The organism is Bacillus pretiosus, from assembly GCF_051294775.1.
GTDB classification, from domain to species: domain Bacteria; phylum Bacillota; class Bacilli; order Bacillales; family Bacillaceae_G; genus Bacillus_A; species Bacillus_A wiedmannii.
Genome location: NZ_JBPPHF010000172.1, coordinates 1 through 308, shown reverse-complemented (window position 1 = coordinate 308; position 308 = coordinate 1). Strand labels below are relative to the sequence as shown.

The window sequence follows — 308 nt, the reverse complement described above, 5'->3', positions numbered from 1 at the left end:
GCATATGAGCATACAATTGCGATTACAAAAGATGGGCCGATTATTTTAACGACACTTTGAAATAATATGTAAGAGTTTACAAAACTCGAACAAAAATGATGTTTTTATAAAATTTGTCCGTGTTTTATTAAGAAATGCTTTTCAAAGTATAAAAAATGCGTTATAATCCTTCTATAAAATAAATAGTTAGCTACACTCATATAATCGCGGGGATTTGGCCTGCAAGTTTCTACCGAAGTACCGTAAATACTTTGACTATGAGTGAGGACGAATATATTTGCCTGTTTAGCATTCTTTTTTGCGAAACT

Annotated in this window: 1 riboswitch. The window is 31.5% G+C overall.

Going from position 1 to position 308, the window contains the following annotated elements:
• The first annotated feature begins 176 nt into the window (after positions 1-176).
• Positions 177-278, top strand: a riboswitch (purine riboswitch).
• Positions 279-308: the final 30 nt, after the last annotated feature.